Here is a 24,562-nt window from a genome sequence, read left to right on the forward strand (position 1 = left end):
CGACGCGTGTTCGGCTGACGCCTACACGGGCAAACCTGTTGCCAAAGGTTTGTGTATAGATCACAAAATTCGGGTACAGCGCAAATCACTGTGGGAGCTTGCCTGCAAGCGATGGCGGTGGGTCAGCTAGCTTCTTCGCAACAGATACGCCGCCATCGCCAGCAGGCTGGCTCCCACAGGGTTAGGTGTCAGAGCAAACTCCACGACACCCCGACATAAACCCCCATCCCTTCACCCGGCGTAGACCGCGCGGCATCCAGTCCTTTGTCGTCATACCCCGGTGTGACCGTTGCCGCGTAGTGTTTGTTGGTCAGGTTGCGCATATCCACCCACGTCTGCCAGTCACCCTTCGGCGCGTTGTAGCCCAGCGTCGCGCCAAACAATGCGTAAGGATCGGCGTAGTAGCTGTTGGCGTAATCCACGGCAACTTTCGACACCAGTTGCGTATTCACCGCCGCAAAGAACCCCTGCGGCCAGTCGTAACGCAACTCACCCTGGTAGTAATGCATCGGCAGGCCGGGGAGGCGGTTGTCGCCAAAACGATCATCGTCGCGATAGTGGAAATCGCTGAAGGTATACGCCTGACGCAAACTCAACTGACGGCCATCATCAGCCGACCAGAGTTTGCTGTTGAGGCTCGCTTCGACACCTTGGTGCACGGTCGGGCTGGCGTTCAACTCATAAGGTGTAACGGCGTTGGCATCCGGCAACACCGACAACAATTCATGCCGCATTTGCGCGTAATACCACGCCAGACTCCAATCGCCGATTGTGCTGTCACCACGACCGCCCAGTTCCAGTGTGGTCGCGGTCTGGTTCTGCAGTTTGATCGGGTCTTTCTGCGTGCCGGTCGCCGCGCCATTGCCGGCGGGGAAGCGCACGTTGGAGCTGTAGATCAGCGACCACGGATGCGGCGCTTCAACCGAGCGGCTGAGGTTGCCGAACACTTGCAGATCCGGGGTGATCTGGTAACGCAGGCCGAGGCGTGGCGCGTAATCCCAGTCGTTCATGCTGGTTTTGCCGCCGCTTTGCGGGTAGGTCACGGCGCTTTCGCGGCGGGTGTAGATGGCGGCGAGACCCGTAGTCAGCCAGAGGTCGTCAGCGATTTCCAGATCGTTGCCAAAGTGCAGAACGGTGTCGGAACCCTGATAGGTGAAATTGCGCATGCGCGTGCCGGGCACGTAGCTGACGGTGTTGGGCGCGGTGGGGATGCGCACGAACTCGCTGGCGCCGTCGTTGGGCAGGTGTTTGGTCACGCGCAGGCCGACGTTGCTGCGGCTTTCCATGCCGAAAATCGTGTCGCGGCGTTTGTAGTCGAAGGTGCCGCTGACGTCGGTGTAGGCGACTTTCAAGCGGTTCGGGCCTTCGCGCAGGTCCATCGGGTAATCGTGATAGACGAGGCCGGTCTGGATGCTCGAATCGTCGTCGATGTAATAAGTGGTCTTGTTGCCGATGAACGTGCTGCCCGGCTGCTTGCGGCTGTCATCGCGTGCCACATAGGACGGATTGGCCGCGCGAGACGAGTGCTCGATGGAGTGCTTGGTCACGCGGCCGGCGAGGTCGTTGTCGGTCTCGCGGTAGCGGATATAGAAGCGGGTTTCCAGGTTCGGGTTGAAGCGATAGCCGAAATTGGCGATCACGCCTTTGCTTTCGCTGGCGGTGTGATCCTGATAGCCGTCCGCGTTGGAGTCGGTGAGCGACACGTAGTAATCGAAATCGCCGAGCACTTGTCCGGAACTGACTTGGCGCTGCTGATAGCCGTGGCTGCCGGTGGCATAACGCACTTGCAGTTTCGGCGCGTTGTAGCCGGTGTGGCTGACGTAATCGATGGCGCCGCCCAGTGCCAGCGAACCGCGATCAAAGCCGTTGGCGCCGCGCAGTACTTCAACGTGATCGACCCACAGCGGTTCGAGCAATTCATACGGCGTGCCGCCCGGGCCAGTCAGAGGCAGGCCGTCGAGCATCGTGTACAGCCCCGACGCATGGGCGCCCGGCGCGCGGTTAATGCCCGAGCCACGCACCGAGATCTTCACGCCTTCGTTGCCCGCCGACTGCGCATAAACGCCCGGCTGATAGGCCAGCACATCCTGATTGCTCGCCACGCGGCCCTGCAACGGCTGACGCATGTCGACCACGTTGGTGCCGCCGGGGACCTGTTCAAGACGGGTTTTGGCCTCTTCAATGCTCGCGTCTGAGCCGCTTTGCTCGTCGGCCGAAATCAGCACTTGCCCCAGTTCCAGACCTTGAGTCTCGGCCATTGCCGGGCCGGCGAGAGCCAGACCGAGCAGGGCGGCGGGCAGGGATTTGGACGCGGGCATCGAGAAAACTCCAGGCAGACAAGGGCAGGGCAATGAACAGTGCGACGCAACAAAGAACGAAGGAAACACATGGCAATTTTGCTTTTTGCCCGGCAATGGCAAACAGCACGGCATGAACTAACCTCACGTGTCTGGTGTATCCCGTCAATCAACAGTCTGTTTCTGCATTTATTGGAGAGGGCCAAGGTCATGGCAAAAGGCAAAAAGAAGGCCGCCACAGCGCCTGAAAGTCTGAAGCTGAAAAACAAGGATTACCTCGACCACTTGCGCAAACTGCATGTCGAACTGGTCAAGTTGCAGGACTGGGTGATCGCCAAAGGCGTCAAGGTCTGCATCGTTTTTGAAGGGCGCGATGGCGCCGGCAAGGGCGGCACGATCAAGGCGTTGACCGAGCGCGTCAGCACGCGTGTCTTTCGCGTGGTGGCGTTGCCGGCACCGACCGATCGCGAGAAAAGCCAGATGCATGTGCAGCGTTATCTGCCTTATCTACCGGCAGCGGGCGAAATAGTGATCTTCGATCGCAGCTGGTACAACCGCGCCGGTGTCGAGCGGGTGATGGGCTTCTGCACCGACGAGCAGGCTGACAAATTTCTCAAATCGATTCCCTTGGTTGAACACGCCATCGTCCAGTCCGGAGTAATCCTGCTCAAGTACTGGCTGGAAGTCAGCCCCGAAGAGCAGACCCGCCGGCTCGAAGCGCGAATCAACGATGGTCGCAAGACCTGGAAACTGACACCCATGGACTTGAAGTCCTACAGCCGCTGGTACGACTACTCACGGGCGCGGGATGAAATGTTTAAACACTCCGACACCGAACACGCGCCGTGGCTGGTGGCCGACTCCAACGACAAGCGCCGCGCACGGCTGAACATCATCACCGATGTGCTCAGCCGCATTCCGTATGAGGATGTGAAACGCGAGAAAATCGAGCTGCCCAAACGGCAGAAACCGGGCAAGTACCGGGATCCGGATTATCCGTATAAACGCGTAGCGGCAAAGTTCTGACAGCTGGCCCGCACAAATCCCTATAGGAGTGAGCCTGCTCGCGATAGCGGTGTGTCAGCCAATATTTTCGGTGCAGACAATCCGCTTTCGCGAGCAGGCTCGCTCCCACAGGGTTTGGTGGAGTTTCCTGCATTGCTGATCAGTACTACCCCTTAGAAGTGAGTAGTCCATCCGTCGACTGCGCTGAACCATCGCGATCTCGTTTCTTTCTACCCGTGTAGTCCCTCACGAGATCATCCCCGATGTTCGATCAGCGCAAACAAGAAAAACTGGCGGCATGGCGAAAGCTGGCGACGCAATCGCAGATGCGTCTGGACCCGGAAGAACAGTACGACGAACTGCTCAAGGCAGCCGACGAAATGGAGGAGCAGGGGCTGATCACCAGCGCCGAGTGGCGGCAACTGGTGCGGGATGCGGGCAATGTGTTCATCGGGGATACGGGGCGATCAAACGGTTGAACCCGCCGCAAACGGCTACAGCGATGGATCCGCCCTGTAGCCGTTCAGGTCACACGACCTGTCTTCGCTTTCAACTGTGCACCTCTGGAATCCTGCAGCAACCGCGCAAACGCTGCTTTGTCGATCGGCCGGCTCATGAAGTAACCCTGCACCTCATTGCATTGATCGACCCCGAGAATATCCAGCTGTTCTTCAGTTTCGACCCCTTCGGCAGTCACGGTCAGGCCCATGGCCTTGCCCAGGCCGATGATCGCCTGCACCACCGCGCGATCGTTAGTGCCGCTGCTGATCGAGGCGATAAAACGCTTGTCGATCTTGATCCCGTCAAACGGGTAAGCGCGCAGGTAACCGAGCGATGAGTAACCGGTGCCGAAGTCGTCCATGTTCAGGCGCACACCCAATTCCTTCAGGGCATTCATGGTGGTCAGCGCGCAGTCGGTGTCGTTGAGCATCACGTTCTCGGTGATCTCCAGTTCCAGGCGACTGGCCGGGAAACGGGTCTGTACCAGCACTTCGCGAACATCCTCGACCACATCGCTGAGGGCAAATTGCGCCGGCGACAGATTGACCGACAGCAGGATGTCTTCCGGCCAGCCGAGCGCGGTTTCGCAGGCTTCGCGCAATACCCAGCGACCCAGCGGGACGATCAGATCGGTCTGCTCCGCCAACGGAATGAACAGGTCAGGGCCGAGCAGGCCTTTGGTCGGATGTTGCCAGCGCACCAGCGCTTCGACCGAAACGATGTGCTTGCCATCGATCTTGTAGCGCGGCTGATAGTGCAGGATGAATTCGTTGTGCTTGAGCGCGTGGCGCAGGTCATCCTCAAGTTGTCGGCGGGTCTGGATCTGATCGCTCATGTGCGCTTCGAAATAGCACCAGGTGTTCTTGCCCTCGGATTTGGCCTGATACAGGGCAATGTCGGCGTAACGGATCAGGTCGCTGGGCACATAACTGTGGCGCCGGCTGAGCGCGATGCCGATGCTGGCGCCGATGTGCAGCGGATGCTGCTCGAAGACCACCGGTTGATGCAGGCTGGCGATCAGGCGGGTGCAGAACTTGTCGATTTCGTGATGGCTGTCCATGCCATTAAGCACCACGATGAATTCATCGCCGCCCAGACGCGCGACGATGTCCAGTTCGCGTGTGCATTCACGCAGGCGTACGGCGACTTCCTGCAGCACGGCATCACCGGCCGGATGGCCGAGCGAATCGTTGATCGGCTTGAAGTTGTCGAGGTCGATCATCAGCAGCGACAGCGGCGGCGCGTGCTCCTTGAGCAGCAGCGCTTCATCCAGATAACGCGCGAGTTTGTTGCGATTGGGTAGGCCGGTGAGGGCGTCGTGCATCGACAGATGCTGGATCTGCGCATGGGCGGCGACTTCGTCAGTGATGTCGCTGGCTGTGCCGCGATAGCCGATGACCGCGTGCTTGTCGAAGATCGGCCGGGCGGAGAGCCGACAGTGGCGTTGCTGGCCGGCGTGGTCACGGTAGGTGCAACGCAAGTCACTGGCGCTGTCTTGCTCGGTGAGATTCCTCAGCCACAGTTCCAGAGGCGTGGTGTCGCAAAACAGAAGTTGACCGATGTCTTGCCCCAGCCAGAGGGTTTGCGGGTAACCGGTCACTGCGCTGAAGCGTGCCGAAAGGTAGGTCAGTGCCAGGGTGCGGTCGACTTCCCAGATCCAGTCCGACGCGGCTTCGGCCACCGCGCGAAAGCGTTCTTCGCTGGCTTCCAGTTCGCGGTTGGCGTTCTCCAGTGCGTGATTGGAAGTCTGCATGACAGCAAAACTCTGATCGACGTACTGCGATGAGCGCAAGGCATGGCGAAAGAAGTACGCGGTCAGCAGCATTAGCACCACTATCGTCGCGCCGAGTGGTGGCAACAGTGACCACAATAACTGTTGCCCGGGCCGCTCCAGATCGGCGATCAGGCTGTAACCGGTGTTGTCCAGCGGTACTCGTGGGCGCTGCGGGTCGAGCGTCTCGTCCGGCGCCAGGGTCAGGTTGTTCAAGCCGTAACCGCTGCCGATCAGACGCAATTTGGTCGGCGTGAGTTTGTCGACGAACACCAGCACCGAAGTTTTCTGCGGGTCGCCGAGTGGTCGCTCATCGTTGGGAATAATCGCTGCCGCCGAGACCAGCGCCGGCCAGCCTTCGAACAGTGAATAGCGACTGACTGGCTTGGTCAGATCACCTTGGCCCAACGCTTGATCGAGTAACTCCGTGGCGCTCACCTGCACGAGCGCGGACAACTCGGCATCGACCATTCGCCCGCGCACCACCGCGTAACGGGTGCCTTCACGGTTGAGCACGAACACGCCGTCATAACCGTCGGTGGTGAACAGGGTCTTGCCGAGGTTCTGTTCGGTGTAGGCCCAGTCGGTGTCGACCTGACCGCTCAAATGCTCGTAGGCCGTGGTCCAGTAGGCGTAGCTGGTGATGTAGTTTTTCGAGGCGGTGATGCGGTTTTCCAGCGCGCGAGCGGAATAGAAGCGGGTTTTGTTGATCTCGTCGTTGTCGAGGCGTTCGGCAATGCCGAGCAAGGCAACGGCGGCGGCAATCACGCCACTGACAAACAGCGCACCGACCGCGAAGGCCAGGCGGCGGGTGACGGCGCTCTGGCGCGGTGGAAGCGGGGCTGCAAAGCTGGAAAGGTCCATGTGCTCGTCCTTGATCCGCTGTCTTCTGAATCTAGAACCACGGCGCGGGCGCAATGTTCAGATTCTTCTGGGGGACTGCATTGAAAGCGTAGTGAAACCCGCGTGATTTGCCTCCCCGAGTGCAGCGCGCCGATCAGCGGCCAATCCCGAAAGGGCAAGACTTCCCGCGCAAAAACCGGATAATGGCGGCCATTCGTTTAGCCGTATTCTGGTAATCCCGCATGGAAATCAAGGTCAATTTTCTCGACAACCTTCGACTTGAAGCCAAGTTCGACGACTTCACGGTGATCGCCGATCAGCCCATTCGCTACAAGGGCGATGGTTCGGCACCGGGGCCGTTCGACTACTTTCTGGCGTCGTCGGCGTTGTGTGCGGCGTACTTTGTGAAGTTGTACTGCGACACGCGCAACATCCCGACGGAAAACATTCGCCTGTCGCAGAACAATATCGTCGACCCGGAAAACCGCTACAACCAGATCTTCAAGATCCAGGTGGAATTACCGGCGGACATCTCCGAGAAAGATCGCTTGGGCATCCTGCGTTCCATCGACCGCTGCACGGTGAAGAAGGTTGTGCAGACTGGGCCGGAATTCATCATCGAAGAAGTAGACAACCTCGACGCCGATGCCCAGTGCCTTGTTGATGCCGGTGGCCGGTTCGGACGCAGGCACCTTCATCGCCGGCAAGGACCTGCCGCTGGAGCAGACCATCGCCAACATGTCGGGCATCCTCGCCGACCTCGGCATGAAGATTGAAATCGCCTCGTGGCGCAACATCGTGCCCAATGTCTGGTCGCTGCACATTCGCGATGCGCATTCGCCAATGTGCTTCACCAACGGCAAGGGCGCGACCAAAGAAGGCGCACTGGCCTCGGCGCTGGGCGAGTTCATCGAGCGCCTGAACTGCAATTTCTTCTACAACGACCAGTTCTGGGGCGAAGAAATCGCTAACGCCGAGTTCGTGCATTACCCGGACGAGAAGTGGTTCAAGCCAGGGCCAAAGGACGAGTTGCCGAGCGAAATTCTCGACGAATACACCCTGAAGATTTACAACCGTGACGGCGAATTGCGTGGCTCGAACCTGTTCGACACCAACTCCGGCAACACCCAGCGTGGCATCTGCTCGCTGCCGTTCGTGCGCCAGTCCGACAACGAAGTGGTGTACTTCCCGTCCAACCTGATCGAAAACCTTTACCTCAGCAACGGCATGAGCGCCGGCAATACCCTGGCCGAAGCGCAAGTGCAGTGCCTGTCGGAGATCTTCGAGCGCGCGGTCAAACGCGAAATCCTTGAAGGCGAAATGGCCCTGCCGGACGTGCCGCAAGAAGTGCTGGAGAAATACCCGAGCATCCTCGCAGGCATCAAAGGCCTGGAAGAGCAGGGCTTCCCGGTGCTGGTCAAGGATGCGTCGCTGGGCGGCGAATTCCCGGTGATGTGCGTGACCCTGATGAACCCGCGCACCGGCGGCGTGTTCGCCTCGTTCGGCGCGCACCCGAGCCTGGAAGTGGCGCTGGAGCGCAGCCTCACCGAGCTGTTGCAGGGCCGCAGTTTTGAAGGTTTGAACGACTTGCCGCAGCCGACGTTCTCCGGCCAGGCCGTGACTGAGCCGAACAACTTTGTCGAGCACTTCATCGATTCCAGCGGTGTGGTGTCGTGGCGCTTCTTCAGTGCCAAACCGGACTTCGAATTCGTCGAGTGGGACTTCTCCGGCCAAGGCGAGAACTCCAACGCCGAAGAGGCTGCAACGCTGTTTGGCATCCTCGAAGACATGGGCAAAGAAGTCTATATGGCGGTCTACGAGCACATCGGCGCCAAGGCCTGTCGCATCCTGGTGCCAGACTACTCGGAGATCTACCCGGTCGAAGACCTGATCTGGGACAACACCAACAAAGCCCTGCAATTCCGCGCCGACATCCTCAACCTGCACACCCTGAGCAAGGTCGGCCTGCGCAACCTCGCCCAAGGCCTGGAAAACAGCGAGCAGGACGATTACACCGAGATCACCACGCTGATCGGCGTCGAGTTCGACGACAACACGCCGTGGGGCAAGCTGACCATTCTGGAGCTGCGCCTGCTGATCTGCCTCGCGCTGCAGAAGTACGAACAGGCTAAAGACCTGGTCGAAGCGTTCCTGCAATACAACGACAACACCGTCGAGCGCGGCTTGTTCTATCAAGCGGTCAACGTAGTGTTGGAGATGGAGTTGGACGAGGATCTGCAACTGGAAGACTACGAAGCCAACTTCCGCCGCATGTTCGGTGACGAGCGTATGGATGCAGCGATTGGCTCGGTCAACGGCAGCGTGCGCTTCCATGGCCTGACGCCGACGAGCATGAAGCTGGAAGGACTGGATCGGCATTTGCGCTTGATCGAGAGCTATAAAAAGCTGCACACGGCGCGGGCGAATGTGACGGCTTCTTCGCACTGACTACATTATTTCCGCTGACCAGAAAAGCCAGGCAGTTGCCTGGCTTTTCTTTACGCGCGATGTTTTGCCTATTCAGCAAAACTGCGTTGATGCAACGTCAACGAGAGTAAGGCTATCTGGAGATTTTTCGTCGATTGACGATGAAAACGCTTTTTAGCAACTGCGCAAGAAGTTGCGCAGTTGTTTCCAGAAAACATTCCTGAAAATCGCTACAGGCCACGCCGTTCAGGGCGTGCAGCCAAGTGCGCAACTTCTTGCGCAGTACTGCGCAAGAAGTTGCGCACTTACGACGACTCTTCCTGGCTGCAATAGCTACTTTTGTTGAAGTTGTTTACACAAGTTGTTGATGAACAATGGCAATGTAATGACTGGCATGAAAGTTGATATATCCAAATTCGCACGGACAGGCAATGGTGCCTGTCGCTTGTGTCTTTTGAGCAAGGAGAGCATTCCATGGCAACCCCCGCGTACATGTCCGTCACTGGCGAAAAACAAGGCCTGATCACTGCCGGCGCATTTACTGCCGATTCCGTTGGCAACACCTTTCAAGAAGGCCACGAAGACCAGGTGATGGTTCAGGCGTTCACCCATGACGTGATCATCCCGCGTGACCCGCAATCCGGTCAGCCAACCGGTCAGCGCGTGCACAAGCCTGTGGTGATCACCAAGGTCTACGACAAGGCTTCGCCTCTGCTGCAAGCGGCGCTGACCTCCGGCGAGCGCATGAGCGAAATCGTTATCCAGTGGTACCGCACTTCGGCGCAAGGCACCCAAGAGCATTACTACACCACCAAACTGGAAGACGCGATCATCGTCGCCATCAACAACAAAATGCACAACTGCCAGGATCCAGGCAACGCGCACTTCACCCACCTGGAAGAAGTGCAGTTCACCTACCGTAAAATCACCTGGACCCACGAAGTCTCCGGTACTTCGGGTTCCGATGACTGGCGTGCTCCAGTCGTTTAATCGCGGCTGATAGTGATACCGACTCGACCAGTCTGACTGGTCGAGTTCACTGTTCGATCAAGCAATTCTTCGCCTCAGGCTCTTGCACCCTGAGGCGTGTTGCAGCACTGCGCGAGGGACAAGGGAATGTTCTCACCGGCCAACCAGCCTCATTTCAATCTGACCGTTGATGGTGTCGACAGCGACTTTCAGGTGCTGTCGTTCACCGGTCGTGAGGCCCTTAACACGCCGTTCGAATTCGAGCTGGAACTGGTCAGTGAAAAGGCCTCGATCAACCTCGAAAGCGTGCTGCACAAACTGGCGTTTCTTCAGCTGTCGCCAACCGGCACTGGCATTCACGGGCTGGTCTACAGCATCGCCCAGGGCGAGGCGGGCAAGCGCCTGACCCGCTACAAGATTTCCCTGCGCCCGCAACTGGCGTACCTCGCGCATCGAGTCAATCAGCGCATCTTCCAGCAGATGACCGTGCAGCAGATCATCAGCCAGGTCCTGGAAGAACACGGCATCCTCGCCAGCGATTACCACTTCCAGCTCAGCGCGATTTATCCGGAACGGATCTACTGCGTGCAGTACGACGAGTCGGACCTGGATTTCATCCAGCGCCTGTGTGAAGAAGAGGGCATTCACTACCACTTCCAGCACACGTCCAGCGGCCACAAACTGACCTTCGGCGATGACCAGACGGTGTTCCCGAAACTCGCGCCAGTGGCCTATCAGCAGGACTCCGGACTGGTCGCCGACAAACCAGTGGTCAAGCGCTTCGGCCTGCGTTTGGCCACCCGCACCAGCCGCACCACGCGGCGCGATTACGACTTCGTCAAACCGAAGATCGAGCTGGAAAGCGACGCCAAAAGCAGCGCGCAACCCGACCTCGAAGACTACGATTACCCGGGCCGTTTCGTCGATCGCGAGCGCGGCAAACACCTGGCCAATCGCACGCTGGAACGCCATCGCAGCGACTATCGTCTGGCCGAAGGCAACAGCGATCAGCCGATTCTGGTCAGCGGGCATTTCCTCGCCCTGACCGAGCACGCCAACCCGACTTGGAACGACCTCTGGCTGCTCACTGAAATCTTCCACGAAGGCAAGCAGCCTCAGGTGCTCGAAGAGTCGGTGACCAGCGACACCACCGACAACAAAGACGATTTCCACCAGGGCTATCGCAACCGCTTCAGCGCGATCCCATGGGACGTGCCGTACCGTCCGCCGCTCGATCACCCGAAACCGAAAGTCCTCGGCACGCAAAGTGCGGTGGTCTGCGGCCCTGAAGGCGAAGAGATCTACTGCGACCAGTACGGCCGGGTGAAAGTGCAGTTCTTCTGGGACCGCGAAGGCAAACACGACGACATGACCAGTTGCTGGATGCGCGTCGCGTCGAGTTGGGCGGCGGAAACCTTCGGCTCGATCAACATTCCACGGGTCGGCATGGAGGTGTTGATCACCTTCCTTGAAGGCGATCCCGACCAGCCGCTGATCACCGGTTGCCTGTACCACGGCGCGAATCTGCCGCCGTACAAACTGCCGGATTTCAAGACCCTGGCCACGGTCAAGAGCAAGGAATACAAGGGCAGCCGTGCCAATGAATTGCGCATCGACGACACCACCAGCGAGATCAGCATTGCGCTGCGCAGTGACCACGGCGCGAGCGCGATCAACCTCGGTTATCTGACTCATCCGCGCCCGAGCGGCGGTCAACCGCGCGGCGAAGGTTTTGAGTTGAGAACCGACCGCCACGGCGCAGTACGTGCCGGGGCCGGTCTGTTGATCACCACCGAGCCACGGCCGAACGAATCCAAGCACCACAAGGATCTGCCGGAAACTGCCGAGCGCCTCGCCACGGCCAGCGATCAGCAGGACGGTTTTGCCGTTCAGGCCAAAGAGCTTCAGGCCCAAGAGGCCGGCGATCAGGACGACGTCGCCAAAGCGCTGCACGCCCAGCACCAAGGCGTACTCGGCAGCGGTCCGGCCAACCTCACCGCCAACGAATTTCCCGAGTTCACCGAGCCGCATCTGGTCCTCGCCAGCCCGGCCGGCATCGCCCTGACCACTCCGCGCTCAACACACATCGCCACCGGCGAACACTTGGCCCTGAGCAGCACCGGCCACACCAGCCTGTCGATCGGCAAACGCCTGCTGGCCAGCGCCAGTCGCGGCATGCGCCTGTTCGTGCAAAGCATGGGCTGGCGCTTGGTCGCGGCCTCCGGCGACATCGATGTGCGCGCGCTGAAGGACAGCATCAACCTGCTGGCCAAACTCAACATCACCGCCAACGCCGACCGCATCACCATCACCGCAAAAACCGAACTGGTGATCCAGTGGCGGCGGCAGCGCCACCACCTATAACGCCGGCGGCATCACCCACGCCACCAGCGGCCCGTACACCGCGCACGCGGCGAACTTCGCCTACACCGGCGCGAAATCCCCGGCGGGCGTGTTCCCGGAACCGCCGAAACCGGGCAAGGGCAACCTTGAATTGTTCAACCAGTACGCCGGGCGTCAGGGCATCAAGGAAGGCGACTACGAAGTTATCGATGCGCTGGGCAAAAGCATCAAGGGCAAGCTCGACGGCAAGGGTTTCGCCAGCGTCACCGGCGCCGCACCGGGGCCGGCGCAAGTGCTGTTCGGCAAGGATCCGGCGGATACGTGGAGCGATGGCAGTTACATCGGCAAACCTGAGTGGCCGTTGAATCCGCCGGGGGCTGAAAACGTGCCGAGCCAAGTGCAGGCGATGGTCGCGCAGGTCTTGCCGAGCAAGAGTTGGGACATGTTGGAGAAGGGCAAGGACATGGCGCAAACAGGGATGAGTGCGATGCAGACGGCGCAAGGTGCGATGCAAACAGCGCAGCAGGTTAAGGGTGTTGTGCAGGGTGGCGCGGCTGGATTGCCGAAATTGGCGAGTGCGGCGTTGCCGAGTGCGTCGAGCATCCTCGGCGCCGCGAGCAAGAACGGCAAGTTGCCGAGTTTGCCTGCCGTTTCGTTGCCCAAAAACGCGATTCAAACGCCCGGCCTGAGTCCGGCCTCAAGCTTGCTGCCAGATGAGTTCATGTCATGACTACTCCGACTCCTGCGCCCGATAAAAAACGTGAACCCCAGGTTGCTGTCGTTCCGCTCAACACCATCGATATTCAAGACGTCGGTCGCGGCGCCGCCAAATTCGATGCCTGGCTGCAGTCGATCAGTGGCGGGGTTGTCACGCTCGACCGTGTGAAGAACGTTGCCGGCGCCTTGCCGGTGGTGGGTAACATCATGGCGCTGGTCGACGCCCTTGGCGACATCGTGACCCTGGCCAAAAGCAAGCAGCGCCAAGTGCTGGACTGGGTCAGCCTGGGGATCAACCTGATTGGCGTACTGCCGGCCCCTCCAACCATGGCATCGGCACGCATGACGCTGCGTCCGACATTGGGCCTGGTGCGCCAGGAACTGCGTAACAGCGCGAAGATGCTTCTGGGTGATTCGCTGATCGAAGTGTTGATCGGGCATTTGAACGCGACCATTGTCGGCACGATCGATGACTTCGTAAAACAGGCGCAGCCCAAACTCGCTGGCATTCTCGACGACGCTGGCAAACTGGGCCAGAGCGCGGTGAACGAGATTGCCAAGGGGCTGGAAACCGTCGTCAATGGCAAACTCGATGCCAAGGGCGACCTCAACGCTGCGGGTTCAAAGATCACGGCGGCGCGCAGCCAGTTACTGCATGACCCCAAAGCGGCCATCGGCAACATCTTTGGTGCAGCGTTCAGTGCCTACAAGGCCGCCGGCAAAGGCGTAGCCAACAGCGCAGCGAAAAACCTGCTGCCGGAAAAAGCCAAGGCATTGGTGCTCAGCAATACGTCCATGCTGCGGACTTTGGGCGTAGAGCTGCGAACACAGCTGAAGAAGCTCAGCGATCCGGGTGTTCAACACTCCATCGGCTGGCTGTTGCAGATGCTCGGTGGCGCCGTGGTCACCTGGCGTAAGCGCAAGGCGCATGGTCAGAGTACGAACGTCAAACCCGGCGGCACCACCCAGGCCAAGCGCAAGGCCGGGGAAGGTCAGCTTGAGATGCAGTCCAAGCAAGCCGGGGCGAAAGCCGACCCTAATTGCAGAAAAAACGTGGTGTGCCCGATTACCGCGCACAGCATCAGTTTCTCGATGGGCTCGGAGACTTTCCGTCACACTGATTTCAGCCTGCCGGGCCCGTTCCCGATCAACTGGACGCGCACGTATTACTCGCGCCTGGAGGCCTATGACAAAGGGGACATGGGCGCTCGCTGGATTACCGAATTCACCACCCGTTTCGATCGCGTCGATGACGGCCTGGTGTTTCACGCGGCAGATGGACGTAGCCACAATTACCCACTGCCCAAAGTCGGTGAGGCCCATTACGACCCGGTTGAAAGCCTGACGCTGGTGCGGGTCGACGAAAACCGGCTGGTGCTGTGCAGCGGTATCGAGCGCAAGGAAACCTACGTGCGCCGCGGTCAGCGTTACGTACTGATCGGTATCGTCCTGCGCAGCGGTGCCGGGGTCATGCTTCACTACGAACACCGTCATGACGACGAGGCGGTGTTGTCGGATCTGATTACCTACGAAGGCGATATCAGCAACGTCCACTTGCAACTCGGCACCCTGCTCGACGCGCAAGGGCACCTGATCGGTCTCTGGGAAATTCGCGACGGTGCACCCAAGCGTCAATTGTGTGCCTATCGCTACGACGCCAGCGGTGATCTGATCCAGGCCCAGGATGAAAACGGCGCGGCCTGGAATTATCAATACCAGCACCATCTGGTCACGCGTTACACCGATCGCACCGGGCGCGGGATGAACCTGCAATGGCAAGGTCAGGGCGCTGATGCCAAAGCCGTCCGCGAATGGGCGGATGACGGCAGTTTCGATACCCGGCTGGAATGGGACGAAAACATCCGCCTGACGTATGTCACCGATGCCCATGGCAACGAGACCTGGCACTACTACGACATCCTTGGCTACACCTATCGCATTCGACACCCGGATGAACGCTCGGAATGGCTGTTTCGCGATGAGGCGAAAAACGTCGTGCGCCATGTGCACACCGACGGCAGCATCGACCGCTTCAGCTATGACGAACGGGGCAATGTGCTTGAGCATATTCGTGCCGACGACACCGTCGTGCATTTTGCGTATGACGATCAAGATCAGTTGATCAAGATCAGCGACGCCGAAGGCGGGCTCTGGCTGCGCGACTATGATGCTCACGGCAATCTGGAGAAAGCCATTGACCCATTGGGCAACCAGACCGAATACGCCTACACCTCGGCAGGCCTGCTCAAAGCGATCAAGGACGCCAACGGCGCCGAGAAGAAACTTGAATACAACGATGCCGGTCAACTGACGAAATATACCGACTGCTCCGGCAAGGCCAGTACCTGGGAGTACAACAGTCTTGGGCAGTTGATTTGCTTCACCGACGCGGCCGGGCAAAGCACCGAGTACCAATACCGTGCCGGCCAGCGGGTGCTGATCAGGCATCCGGATAAAACCGAAGAACGTTTCACTTACGATGCTGAAGGTCGTTTGCTGGCGCATGTCGACGGGCTGGACCGCTGCACCTCCTGGCGTTACACGGCTGCGGGGCTGGTGGCCGAGCGAGTGGATGCCACGGAACAGACGTTGCGCTATCGCTGGGACCGACTGGGGCGGCTGACCGCCCTGGAAAACGAGAACCAGCAGCGGGTGCAGTTCGAGTACGATCCGGTAGGGCGCTTGCTCCATGAAACCGGCTTCGATGGGCGCAGCAAACACTATCGCTATGACACCGAGACCGGGCGATTGGCCTCCATTCGCGACGGCGAGCGCCTCACCGAATTCCAGTTCGACCCGATGAACCGGATGATCAGCCGTTTGGCGACGCTGGGCAGCGAGTCGCAAGCGGAAACCTTCGCCTACGATGGTAACGGCAACCTGGTGCTGGCCAGTAACGATCAGAGCCGCTTGCAGTGGTTCCATGACCCGGCTGGCAACCTGCTGCGCGAACATCAGCATTTTCTGGGGTTGGAAAAACCCTCGGTCGCGATCTGGCGACATGAATACGATGCGCTCAATCAGCGAGTGGCCACGCTGCGTCCGGACGGTCATCGGGTCAGTTGGCTGACTTACGGCAGCGGTCATCTGTTGGGCATGCGCCTCGATGAACATGACCTTATCGGTTTCGAGCGCGACGACCTGCATCGTGAAGTTGCGCGGCATCAGGGCAATCATCTGTTGCAAACCCAGCAGTGGGACCCCGCCGGACGTTTGCAGGAGCAACTGCTGGGGCGCGCCGACGATAAGCGCACTGTCCTCAAACGCGAGTATCAGTACGATGCGGCAGGTCAGTTGCGCGGTATTGACGATACTCGCCGAGGGACGTTGGCTTATCAATACGACCCGGTCGGTCGTCTGCTTCAGGCGAGCAGTCGCCTGGGTGTGGAAACCTTTGCCTTCGACCCGGCTGGCAATCTGCTCGACGATACGGCCCGGCAAACCCGACGCCCGCTGGATCAGGACCCGACCCGCAGCAAGCTTCTGGATAACCTGCTGCGCGAGTACGCCGGCACTCATTATGAGTATGACGAGCGGGGCAACCTGATCCAGCGCTGGCATAACGGCACTTACAGCCGGCTGCGCTGGGATCTGTTCGACCGTCTGGTGCATTTTGACGACGCCCGTCTGGAGGTCGATTACGCCTACGATGCGCTGGGCCGCAGGGTTTACAAACACTCCCGTGCGCACTTTAAACAGCACCCTGAAGCCGGCTCTCAATGGAACCATCACGAATACGCACGCAAGCAGCGCGAGTCGGGTTGCGGCTTCACGTTATATGGTTGGGACGGTGACGTTCTAGCCTGGGAAAGTAGCCTGGCACAGGTGGATGGTGACTATGGTCGTACCGTGCATTACGTGTACGAGCCTGGCACCTTTGTGCCTGTCGCTCAGGCACTGCGGCATCAGGCAATCAAACTGTCGGAGCAGCCCGACTACAGCGACGAATATCGACTGGACGATGATCCGTTGTGGAGCCACGCACCCAAGGCCCAACCGATCGATGAGTTGAGCTGGTATCAGTGCGATCACTTGGGCACGCCACAGGAACTGACTGACCAGCGAGGTGAAATCGTCTGGAGTGCGCAATACAAGGCGTGGGGCCAAGTTCAGGAACAGCGTTCAGATCGGGCCAGGCAACAAGGGCTGACGAATCCACTGCGTTTTCAGGGGCAGTACCATGACCATGAGACGGGCCTGCATTACAACCGCTACAGGTACTACGATCCGCAGGTCGGTCGTTTCATCAGCAAAGACCCGATCAGCTATGCCGGTGGCTTGAATCTTTATGTCTATGCACCAAACCCGACGGGCTGGATCGATCCGCTGGGCCTGGAAACCTGTGATCCACGGCAGCAACTGGCTGACCGCAGGAAAGCCTTGGGTCTACCCGTCGCAGGTTCTGCCAATGACACATCGACATTGTCTTTATTGAGGGTCAATGGTCAGAGTTTCGAGGGTATAAACTCAGGTGATCAGAATCCCAAGACGGCGATTACCCTCGATCGGGTAAATGCGCAAACCAAAACCCACGCGGAGGCTGAAGCGGTGCAACATGCCGTGAATGCGGGCATGGCAGGTAAAGCCGAAAGTGCCGAAATGTGGGTCGACCGCGATCCGTGCAAGGCTTGTGGGTTGCCGGGCGCTGGGGGTATTCGTTCACTGGCTCGAAATCTGGGATGTAATATTACCGTGCATTCACCCAGTGGCAGCCGAACTTACACACCAACGAAGTAGTGATCATGAAGCTGGAAAAAATCATAGAAGACGAAGCAAAGGGCGAGACTTTCAAAGAGCGAGAGCACTTGAGTCCCGACCGCGCAAAGGTACTCGAAACTCTGGATCGACTGGATGGAAAGGCGTGCAGTTCGACACTGTTTTTGCTCGATGACGATAACTACATGAGCGTGGGCGGGGGGAACGACCATCGCTATGTTGTGTTTATCGCGGTCAACGTCGACGAGAAGCTGTACACACTGACTACTCCTGATGCATCAAGCGATGAGACGGTTGATGTCGTCGTCGGTGGGCAGTCCGGGAGTTACCCGAAAAACCAGGTTGTCGGCAAAGAAAGTGCCCGGAAAGCGTTGCTGTATTTTTGCGAACACGGCAAAGCGGACCCGGGATTGGCGTGGGAGATTGAAGAATGAGGGGGCGCGAAGGTCAGACCGTCGGGCCTGATTGAACGGCAAAGGAGTGATGCTGTGAAAGACGCGATTCGCTTGGGTGACTCCACCACGCATGGTGGCACGGTCCTTGAGGCATTCTCTCAAACCGATCTCAATGGCAAGCCCATTGCCGGTGTCGGACACAAGGTAAGCTGCCCTCTGTGCAAAGGGATTTTCCCCATCGCCGAGGGCAGTAGCACTTACACCGTTGATGGCACGCCTGTGGCGTTGGACGGCATGAAAACCGCTTGTGGCGCCGCCCTGATTGCCAGCGGCCCCAAAGGGGCTGTGGTCAGTTGAACAGTCGCCAGGGCCTGCCGGTAACGGTTTGACAAGCCAGGCAGGCTCGCCAGGTTTATCGCCCGTGTGCCGCATCCGCCAGTTGCCCGGTATCGACACGCACAAACACCGAATCGCCCACTGACGTCAGGACTTCCCCGGCAAACACCTCGCAGATCACCCGGGTCTTGCGCCCGACGTCACCCTCGACTTTCGCGCGCAGAGTCAGCGTCACGCCCATCGGTGTCGGCTTGATGAATTTGATGCCGAGGTTACCGGTGACGCAGTCGATGCGCGGCAGGCTACCGGGTTCGCGGTGTTCGGCGCGGTAGTGGTAGGCCATGGCCGTCCAGTTGGAATGGCAGTCGACCAGCATCGCGAGCAGGCCGCCGTAGACCAGGTCCGGCCAGCCGCAGTACTTGGCGTCCGGCAGGTGTTCGGCGATCACGTGAACGCCGTCTTCGTGCCAGCGGCTTTTGACGTGCAGACCGTGCGGGTTGCGGCCACCGCAGCCGTAGCAAACGCCTTCGGGTGCTGCGAGGTCTTGCAAAGGGGTAACGAGGCTGGACATGGTTTTTATTATCCTGGAGGAGTGAGTCCGGTCAGGCGCAGACGATTGCGTCCGCCGCGTTTCGATTCGTAGAGGGCGGCGTCACCTTGTTCGATCAGCGCCGTCAGGTGCGCGGGCGGCTTGTCGAACAGGCTGGCGCCGATGCTCAGGGTCACCGCAGCGGTGGTCGGGAACGTCTGGGAGGTCATGATCAGAAACTGCTCACGCAACGCGTTGCCCAGTTCCATGACGCGCTCACCTGAGGTGCTGCTGAGCAAAATGACGAACTCGTCACCGCCCAGGCGTGCGGTCAGCGCATTGCGCGGCAGCACCGAGCGGATCATCTCGCTCAAGGTAATCAGCAAACGATCGCCGGCGGTGTGGCCGTATTGGTCGTTGACCAGTTTGAAGTTGTCGATGTCGATCAGCAGCAAGGCGCCGGGATGCGCCGGCGAAACCTGTTCGAACAGGCGCGGCGCGCGTTTTTCCAGGGCGCGGCGGTTATACAAAGCGGTCAGCGGGTCGCGTTCGGCGAGGCGGGCGATCTGTTTTTCGCGGCGATAACGCTCGGTGCCGGTCATCGACAGGGCGATCAACATGATTGCCATCGCGCCCTCGACCAGGGAAATCTGAATGATCTCGCCGCGAAACGCCGCCAGATCGATCAGCGTGCCGGGGATCACCACTGTCAGCGCTTTGGCCACGTAGAAAATACCGTGACCGAGCAGCACATAGCGCAACTGCACCGCGCCGACGCTCAACGATTTGCCATGGGGGCGCAGCAGCGAGCTGGCCTTGAGGGTCGACAGCGCCACCAGCAACGAATTGGCCGCCAGCATGACCTTCGACCACAGCGGCCCCTCCGGCAACAGCAGCAAGACCAGCCAGGTGACAAAGATCAGGTACCAGGCCGTCGACAAGCGTATCTGCGTGAAACGCGCCACGCCGAGCAGAAACAGGAAATGCGCGGTCACCAGCAGGCCGTTGGCGAACCAGATGCCGATCAGCAAAAAGCCGCTGCTGCGTAGCAGGGCCAGGGTGGAACCGACCGTGATGGTGGCGAAACCGGCGCTCCAGAACAGCAGCGAAGGCTCACGAATGCTGCGCCATTCGATCGCCAGGTACAGCGCTGCGGCGGCTGCGAGGGCGATGGAAAGGGTCAGCATCGTAGGTGGGTCGAGCGGCATTTCTTGATGAGCCTGTCTGAGTGGCAGTTTGACCGGCGATTGTAAGCGTTCGGGCGGTTTTTTCGCAGAGGTCGTGTTGCCGCGCAGATCATTGGCAGCGGGGAGGGCGCGGTCGCTCACCGCCACCCTGACCGCCGTGCCGATCGGTCATGGCTTGGGTTCAAGCCAAGTGTCGACAACTCGGCGATCCAGCTCTTCCCAATAGGCCATGCCCAGCACCCGGGTGGTGTTAAGCCCGCGCAGGTAACCGCGCAACTGGTTGGCGGTGTCTTGGATGAGCTGCGGGTCGGTAATGCCTTTGTCCAGCAATACGCTTTCGTACTGAACCAGATATTCGGCCACACGCTCGCGAAAATCGGGCAGAACGGCGTCACGGATCAGGTCAAACGTTCTCAAGGCGAACTCCTCATGGGCTGTTTTTCTCGTTGTGGTTGAGTGTGTAGCAGTCTGCACGTCGCGCAACTATTGCTAGAAGTAATAGTGACCATCACGAAACGCAAGTTCTGCTTTGTCGGCATTCGGCGGAAAATCGCTTCCATCGAACACGCAGCTCAAGGAATTTGCGCGATGAACACCCTGACCCGACTGGCTTTTGTCGCCCTGCTGACAGGCGGCGCACTGTTCACAGCTCCGACTTACGCAGCCGACGCCGGGTCGTGTCACTTCCAGACCATCACGGGCAGCAGCGCCACGTTGCAGCATTCGCAAACCGTGGGTGTGTTGCTCAGCGAGAACACCCTGGACAACCTGCAATACCTTGAGCGTTACCACAACATGGCGGTCAACGGCGCGAAAGACGCGCTGGATTCGCGGATTCGTGAAGCGTTCGTCGACAGTTCCGATCCGGAGCTGGCCATCGACTGGCTGGTGAGTTCGTTGCAACAGCAGTTCTTGTCGGTGACCGTTTACGACAACCTTGATGCTTTGGTACAGGCGCATCCGGACGTGGTGGTGAAGCTCGACACCTTCAACCGCTTGCTGACGCAGCGCAACAGTCTGGTTGAAGCGCGTTTTACCGCACGCTTCTACGACGCCGACCTGCAATACATCGGCAAGGCAGAAGGCGCCGTCGAGAAGCAGTTGCCTTCGGTCTGGGTGCATAACCAGGCGGCACCGGCCATCGCTGCACAGATCGGCAAGCAGCGTGACCTGCAACTCAACGCGTTGAAGCAATTCGATGTGTCGCTCAAGGCGCTGGTGGCGTCGAGCTGATCACTTAAAACATAAATGGCGACGGCGGCTCCGTGAGGCTGAACCGTTGCCGGTTGAACCGAACCTTTATTTTCAGGATGACACCGATGCGTCTTTTATTTGTGCCCGCTCTGGCCGTTGCCTCTTTGCTGCTCGCCGGTTGCGCTTCGGCGCCGAACAATCCGAGCCTGACGTTGCAGACCAGCAAGACGCCTGCGCAGTACGCCGATTGTGTTGTGCCGAAGTTGCAGGGCAGTGCGTTGAACCCGACGGTTTCGCAGACTCAGCGTAGTTATCGGATTGTGGTGCCGAGCAAGATTTCTGCTGACAACGTGCTGGAGGCTTATAAGGCCGGTAATGGCGGCAAGGTGTTTATCTATGAGCGCCATTTGCTGGCTTCGAATCTTTTGCCTTCGAGTTTTGAGCGGGCGGCGCAGGATTGCATCTGACTTTGGCTTTTTTACGTATTGACTGAGCTCCTTTGGTTGGCCGCAACCAACCAATTTTTTGCCTCGCGCCCTTGTGTGGTTGCGGGGCTTTTTTTTGTTTTGGCTTGGCGGCCTTTGGGCCGACCATGCTCTGGGTGTTCTTTGTGAATATCCGTTTCTGCGGGTGTCGCCGCTGGCGGTTTCGCTCTTACAGCGACTCACTTTTCCAGACGCCGAAAAGTAAGCAAAAGGCTGGGCCCCGGCGTTCGGCCCGCTCGCTGGGGCTCGGGGTTCCTTCGCTCCGGGATCGATCCGGGCGCAGCGCCTACGGTTTGCTTCGCTGCACCTCCTCTCGCTGTGTTTGGCTTCGCCAAACGGTCGCTGCGCTCCCACCCCCGGATCAATCCCTCCACTCAGCCTGCCGAAGGGGCCAGCACGGCAAGATCAAGAGCTGCAGCCGAGCTAACGCTCATCCTGTGGAGTGGTGAAGAGAGCGGGGTGGGTGCGGCTTTTGATTTGCTTCCGAATTTGAGTGCAGCTCGGTATTTCATGTCGGTGTATTTCCCGCAATCACCTCGGTCAGTTCCCTCTCCCTCCGGGAGAGGGTTAGGGTGAGGGGCTTTTGATCTGCTTCTGGATTTGAGTTTGGCTCTGCATTTCACGTCGGCGTAGCTCTCGCAATCACCTCGATCAGTTCCCTCTCCCTCGGGGAGAGGGCTAGGGTGAGGGGCTTTTGATCTGTTTCCGAATTTGAGTTCGGCTCGGTATTTCACGTCGGCGTAGCTCTCGCAATCACCTCGATCAGTTCCCTCTCCCTCCGGGAGAGGGTTAGGGTGAGGGGGCTTTTGATCTGCTTCTGGATTTGAGTTCGGCTCGGTATTTCACGTCGGCATGACTCTGGCAATCACCTCGGTCAGTTCCTTCTCCCTCCGGGAGAGGGCTAGGGTGAGGGGCTTTTGATCTGGGCTATGCAGTCGGTTGTTGTAAGATGCGGCATCTTCAACCTTGCGAGCAGCGAAAATGGATTCTCACTCGATATTGACCTTCACTCTGGTCGCCGCAATTGCCATCGCCAGTCCGGGGCCGGCGACGCTGATGGCGATCAATAACAGTCTCGCGCATGGGCAGCGCAGTACGATCTGGTCGTCGCTGGGGAATGCCAGTGGGCTTTTCTGTTTGTCGGCGGCGGCGATGTTGGGGCTGGGGGCGTTGTTGGCCAGTTCTGAAGTGCTGTTTAACGCGGTGAAGATCATCGGGGCCGGGTATCTGTTCTACCTCGGGGTCAAGCAATTGTTCAAAAAGGGGCCGATGCTGCCGGATGGGATTGAAGGTGAGGCGGGCAGGGTGCGACCGACTCGCGGCAAGCTGTACAAGTCGGCGTTCCTGACGGCGGTGACCAATCCCAAGGCGACGATGTTTTTTACTGCGTTGTTTCCGCAGTTCATTGATCAGGGCGCGGCGTTGCTGCCGCAGTTTCTGATCCTGACCTCGATCTTCATGGCGTTGTCAGTGTCGTCACTGAGTGTGTACGCCGCGCTGGCTTCGCGCGCGAAGGGCGTGCTGACCCGTCCGGCGTTGTCCCGTTGGGTCAGTCGTGTGGTCGGTTCGACCTTTATCGGTTTTGGCGCGGCGATTCTGACAATGCGGCGGCAGGCGGCTTAAAGCCATTTGTACCGGGCCGGGAGTCTCGCCACGAAGCAGGTTCCCGACTCGGCGCCTGAGGTCACGCTCAAGGTACCGTTGTGCGCCATCGCGATCTGCGAGGCGATATACAGCCCCAGCCCTAAACCCTCGCAACGTTGCCCGGCCTCGGCGCGGGAGAACGGTTCAAACAGCAGTGGCAGCAGTTGCGCTGGAATCGGTGTGCCCTGGTTGGTCAGGGAGATCACGATCTCGTCATTTTCCGCATACGCCTTGAGGACGATTGGCGCGCTGTTCGAGCCATGGGTGGCCGCGTTGCCCAGCAGATTGGAAAGCAATTGGCTGATGCGCAGCGCATCGCAATAAATGCCCGCCGGCACATCCAGTTCATGGATAAACACCGCTTGGGGATGGGACGCTTGTACCTCGGCGAGGGTCAATTGCAGGGTGTGCTGCAAGTCGTCCACCAACTTGCGCTGCACCGGAATCCCGCCACCCAGGCGTCCTCGGGCAAAGTCGAGGATGTTTTCGATCAACACCCCCATGCGCACCGAGCTGTTGCGAATCGCCGCAATCAGGTTGAGCGAACGTTTGTCTTCGGTTTTGCTTTCCAGCAAGTCAGCGCTCATGCGCACCGCGCTCAGTGGTGTGCGCAAGTCGTGGCCGAGAACGGCGATGAATTGCTCGCGCAGGCGCCCGAGTTCATTGGCGTTGTTCAGCTCGATTCGGGTCGCTTCCAGATGGCGTTGCGTGTCCAGGTTCATGGCGATCAATTGAGCGAACAGGGTCAGTGTTTTGGTGATGGCCGGTTCGTCGATATTGGCCGGGACCGAGTCGATGGCGCACAGCGTACCGAAGAAGTCGCCATTGGCTTTGACGATGGGAATGGAGATGTAGCTTTCCAGCCCATAGGTTTTCGGCGTGTGGTGCAGCGAAAAGACCGGGTGCGCACTGGCGTGCCCGAAGATCACCGGCTGCTTATGCTGGCGGATCTCGTGGCAGATGGTCGATTCAAGTACCAGTTCGCCACCGGGTTTGAGCCCGAAATCAATGGAGTCATCGACAGCGCATGCCACCCAGTTGCTTTCGGTGACCCGCGCGACTGCGGCGAAACGCATGCCAGTGAGGTGTTTGACCATGCTCAGGATGACTGGCACTGCGTCAATGCTGCGGATCGCGTCAATGTCAGGGGTAAAGGCCGGATTGGTCATGGCGCGATGCTTCGTGAAGAGTTCGCTCAGAGAC

Annotated in this window: 17 protein-coding genes and 1 pseudogene; 12 read left to right on the forward strand and 6 right to left on the reverse strand. The window is 59.3% G+C overall.

Annotated features, from left to right (window positions below; all coding sequences use genetic code 11):
* Nucleotides 1-188: 188 nt before the first annotated feature.
* The gene (locus AB4O11_RS21625) at nt 189-2,318 is read right to left on the reverse strand and encodes a TonB-dependent receptor family protein (protein ID WP_460128461.1); all 2,130 of its coding nucleotides are present in this window, start codon (nt 2,316-2,318) and stop codon (nt 189-191) included.
* Between the two features lie 189 nt (nt 2,319-2,507).
* On the opposite strand from AB4O11_RS21625, the gene ppk2 reads away from it, so the two are divergent.
* A complete protein-coding gene (gene ppk2 / locus AB4O11_RS21630) occupies nt 2,508-3,323 on the forward strand; it encodes a polyphosphate kinase 2 (protein ID WP_460128463.1) in 816 nt (271 codons plus the stop codon).
* A 242-nt stretch (nt 3,324-3,565) separates the two neighbouring features.
* Nucleotides 3,566-3,781 carry a hypothetical protein gene (locus AB4O11_RS21635; protein ID WP_093433233.1) on the forward strand — a complete coding sequence of 72 codons (216 nt, stop codon included), beginning with the start codon at nt 3,566-3,568 and terminating at the stop codon, nt 3,779-3,781.
* Between the two features lie 44 nt (nt 3,782-3,825).
* On the opposite strand, the gene AB4O11_RS21640 is transcribed toward AB4O11_RS21635, so the two are convergent.
* Nucleotides 3,826-6,438, reverse strand: coding sequence for a bifunctional diguanylate cyclase/phosphodiesterase (locus AB4O11_RS21640; RefSeq protein ID WP_460128465.1), 2,613 nt, complete (start codon nt 6,436-6,438; stop codon nt 3,826-3,828).
* 221 nt (nt 6,439-6,659) lie between these two features.
* Between AB4O11_RS21640 and AB4O11_RS21645 the strand changes: the two are divergent.
* From AB4O11_RS21645 to AB4O11_RS21675, 7 genes and pseudogenes are all read left to right on the forward strand, one after another.
* Nucleotides 6,660-8,865 (forward strand): annotated as a pseudogene (locus tag AB4O11_RS21645) (OsmC domain/YcaO domain-containing protein).
* Nucleotides 8,866-9,318: 453 nt separating this feature from the next.
* The gene (locus tag AB4O11_RS21650; RefSeq protein ID WP_008084998.1) at nt 9,319-9,834 is read left to right on the forward strand and encodes an Hcp family type VI secretion system effector; all 516 of its coding nucleotides are present in this window, start codon (nt 9,319-9,321) and stop codon (nt 9,832-9,834) included.
* Between the two features lie 126 nt (nt 9,835-9,960).
* Nucleotides 9,961-12,177 carry a type VI secretion system Vgr family protein gene (locus tag AB4O11_RS21655; protein WP_460128467.1) on the forward strand — a complete coding sequence of 739 codons (2,217 nt, stop codon included), beginning with the start codon at nt 9,961-9,963 and terminating at the stop codon, nt 12,175-12,177.
* 88 nt (nt 12,178-12,265) lie between these two features.
* Complete coding sequence (locus tag AB4O11_RS21660) at nt 12,266-12,886, forward strand: hypothetical protein (protein WP_460128469.1); 621 nt, start codon at nt 12,266-12,268, stop codon at nt 12,884-12,886.
* On the forward strand, nt 12,883-17,610 hold the full coding sequence (locus AB4O11_RS21665) for an RHS repeat-associated core domain-containing protein (protein ID WP_460128471.1): 4,728 nt from the start codon (nt 12,883-12,885) through the stop codon (nt 17,608-17,610). The genes AB4O11_RS21660 and AB4O11_RS21665 overlap by 4 nt, the downstream gene beginning before the upstream one ends.
* A gap of 5 nt (nt 17,611-17,615) precedes the next feature.
* Nucleotides 17,616-18,023: an Imm1 family immunity protein gene (locus AB4O11_RS21670; protein WP_093433218.1), complete on the forward strand. Its 408-nt coding sequence runs from the start codon at nt 17,616-17,618 to the stop codon at nt 18,021-18,023.
* A 54-nt stretch (nt 18,024-18,077) separates the two neighbouring features.
* The gene (locus AB4O11_RS21675; RefSeq protein WP_093433215.1) at nt 18,078-18,341 is read left to right on the forward strand and encodes a PAAR domain-containing protein; all 264 of its coding nucleotides are present in this window, start codon (nt 18,078-18,080) and stop codon (nt 18,339-18,341) included.
* A gap of 55 nt (nt 18,342-18,396) precedes the next feature.
* On the opposite strand, the gene AB4O11_RS21680 is transcribed toward AB4O11_RS21675, so the two are convergent.
* The 3 genes from AB4O11_RS21680 to AB4O11_RS21690 all read right to left on the reverse strand — a co-directional run bounded on the left by AB4O11_RS21680 (nt 18,397) and on the right by AB4O11_RS21690 (nt 20,453).
* Nucleotides 18,397-18,891: a PaaI family thioesterase gene (locus AB4O11_RS21680; RefSeq protein ID WP_320336918.1), complete on the reverse strand. Its 495-nt coding sequence runs from the start codon at nt 18,889-18,891 to the stop codon at nt 18,397-18,399.
* An 8-nt stretch (nt 18,892-18,899) separates the two neighbouring features.
* Entirely contained in the window at nt 18,900-20,057 is a 1,158-nt protein-coding gene (locus tag AB4O11_RS21685; RefSeq protein WP_460090743.1) for a GGDEF domain-containing protein, read from the reverse strand.
* Nucleotides 20,058-20,204: 147 nt separating this feature from the next.
* On the reverse strand, nt 20,205-20,453 hold the full coding sequence (locus AB4O11_RS21690) for a hypothetical protein (protein WP_093433206.1): 249 nt from the start codon (nt 20,451-20,453) through the stop codon (nt 20,205-20,207).
* Between the two features lie 171 nt (nt 20,454-20,624).
* On the opposite strand from AB4O11_RS21690, the gene AB4O11_RS21695 reads away from it, so the two are divergent.
* The 3 genes from AB4O11_RS21695 to AB4O11_RS21705 all read left to right on the forward strand — a co-directional run bounded on the left by AB4O11_RS21695 (nt 20,625) and on the right by AB4O11_RS21705 (nt 23,338).
* Nucleotides 20,625-21,269, forward strand: a complete 645-nt coding sequence (locus tag AB4O11_RS21695) for an ATPase (RefSeq protein WP_093433203.1) — start codon at nt 20,625-20,627, stop codon at nt 21,267-21,269.
* A gap of 86 nt (nt 21,270-21,355) precedes the next feature.
* Nucleotides 21,356-21,697, forward strand: coding sequence for a hypothetical protein (locus AB4O11_RS21700; RefSeq protein WP_095126388.1), 342 nt, complete (start codon nt 21,356-21,358; stop codon nt 21,695-21,697).
* Between the two features lie 999 nt (nt 21,698-22,696).
* Nucleotides 22,697-23,338, forward strand: coding sequence for a LysE family translocator (locus AB4O11_RS21705; protein WP_093433198.1), 642 nt, complete (start codon nt 22,697-22,699; stop codon nt 23,336-23,338).
* Here the strand turns inward: AB4O11_RS21705 and AB4O11_RS21710 are convergent.
* A complete protein-coding gene (locus tag AB4O11_RS21710) occupies nt 23,335-24,528 on the reverse strand; it encodes a GAF domain-containing sensor histidine kinase (protein ID WP_257354796.1) in 1,194 nt (397 codons plus the stop codon). The two genes, AB4O11_RS21705 and AB4O11_RS21710, sit on opposite strands and share 4 nt — an antisense overlap.
* Between the last annotated feature and the right edge of the window lie 34 nt (nt 24,529-24,562).

Source organism: Pseudomonas sp. H1_D05 (assembly GCF_054682705.1).

Excerpts from the sequence above, each read along its gene's own strand:
- AB4O11_RS21665 (WP_460128471.1), top strand. The coding sequence starts at position 12,883 with ATGACTACTCCGACTCCTGCGCCCGATAAAAAACGTGAACCCCAGGTT.
- AB4O11_RS21655 (WP_460128467.1), top strand. The coding sequence starts at position 9,961 with ATGTTCTCACCGGCCAACCAGCCTCATTTCAATCTGACCGTTGATGGT.
- AB4O11_RS21695 (WP_093433203.1), top strand. The coding sequence starts at position 20,625 with ATGAACACCCTGACCCGACTGGCTTTTGTCGCCCTGCTGACAGGCGGC.
- AB4O11_RS21680 (WP_320336918.1), bottom strand. The coding sequence starts at position 18,891 with ATGTCCAGCCTCGTTACCCCTTTGCAAGACCTCGCAGCACCCGAAGGC.
- AB4O11_RS21710 (WP_257354796.1), bottom strand. The coding sequence starts at position 24,528 with ATGACCAATCCGGCCTTTACCCCTGACATTGACGCGATCCGCAGCATT.
- AB4O11_RS21640 (WP_460128465.1), bottom strand. The coding sequence starts at position 6,438 with ATGGACCTTTCCAGCTTTGCAGCCCCGCTTCCACCGCGCCAGAGCGCC.
- AB4O11_RS21650 (WP_008084998.1), top strand. The coding sequence starts at position 9,319 with ATGGCAACCCCCGCGTACATGTCCGTCACTGGCGAAAAACAAGGCCTG.
- AB4O11_RS21670 (WP_093433218.1), top strand. The coding sequence starts at position 17,616 with ATGAAGCTGGAAAAAATCATAGAAGACGAAGCAAAGGGCGAGACTTTC.
- AB4O11_RS21635 (WP_093433233.1), top strand. The coding sequence starts at position 3,566 with ATGTTCGATCAGCGCAAACAAGAAAAACTGGCGGCATGGCGAAAGCTG.
- AB4O11_RS21705 (WP_093433198.1), top strand. The coding sequence starts at position 22,697 with ATGGATTCTCACTCGATATTGACCTTCACTCTGGTCGCCGCAATTGCC.
- AB4O11_RS21685 (WP_460090743.1), bottom strand. The coding sequence starts at position 20,057 with ATGCCGCTCGACCCACCTACGATGCTGACCCTTTCCATCGCCCTCGCA.
- ppk2 (WP_460128463.1), top strand. The coding sequence starts at position 2,508 with ATGGCAAAAGGCAAAAAGAAGGCCGCCACAGCGCCTGAAAGTCTGAAG.
- AB4O11_RS21700 (WP_095126388.1), top strand. The coding sequence starts at position 21,356 with ATGCGTCTTTTATTTGTGCCCGCTCTGGCCGTTGCCTCTTTGCTGCTC.
- AB4O11_RS21625 (WP_460128461.1), bottom strand. The coding sequence starts at position 2,318 with ATGCCCGCGTCCAAATCCCTGCCCGCCGCCCTGCTCGGTCTGGCTCTC.